Origin of the sequence: Dyadobacter sp. CY323 (genome assembly GCF_021390245.1) — a bacterium.
Lineage (GTDB): Bacteria > Bacteroidota > Bacteroidia > Cytophagales > Spirosomataceae > Dyadobacter.
This window is the reverse complement of record NZ_JAJUXH010000052.1, coordinates 1-548: the sequence shown is the minus strand read 5'-3', so window position 1 is coordinate 548 and position 548 is coordinate 1. Positions and strand designations below refer to the sequence as shown.

Below are 548 nucleotides of genomic sequence, written 5' to 3'. Positions count from 1 at the left end.
GGATCAAGCTGGGGTAATGCAGAAGGTTTGGGCAGTAATGTGGTTACCAAAGAAGTTACAGGCCTGAATGCCAGCACGAAATACTACTTCCGGATCCGCGCGAAAAATAGCTCGGGAACTTCGGACTGGTCGAACGTTGCGGATGCGACCACGCCAGCCACGCCCATTGCGAAGCCCGCCAAACCGACGAATTTATCAGCCACGGCAACCAGCAGCAGCCAGATTAACCTTACCTGGACGGATGCTTCCAATAATGAAGAAAGTTTCGATCTGGAAAGATCAACGGACGGATCAAGCTGGGGTAATGCAGAAAATTTGGGCAGTAATGCGACAACCAAAGAAGTTACCGGCCTGAATGCCAGCACGAAATACTACTTCCGGATCCGCGCGAAAAATAGCTCGGGAACTTCGGACTGGTCGAATGTTGCGGACGCGACCACGCCAGCCGCGCCCATTGCGAAGCCCGCTAAACCGACGAATTTATCAGCCACACCAACCAGCAGCAGCCAGATTAACCTCGCCTGGACGGATGCTTCCAATAATGAAGA

1 protein-coding gene is annotated in these 548 nt (G+C 52.7%); it reads left to right on the top strand.

Annotation, left to right across the window (positions count from 1 at the left end; genetic code table 11):
* Nucleotides 1–548 (top strand): fibronectin type III domain-containing protein (locus tag LZG72_RS29080; RefSeq protein ID WP_233878766.1); only part of this gene is annotated, 548 nt, incomplete at both ends.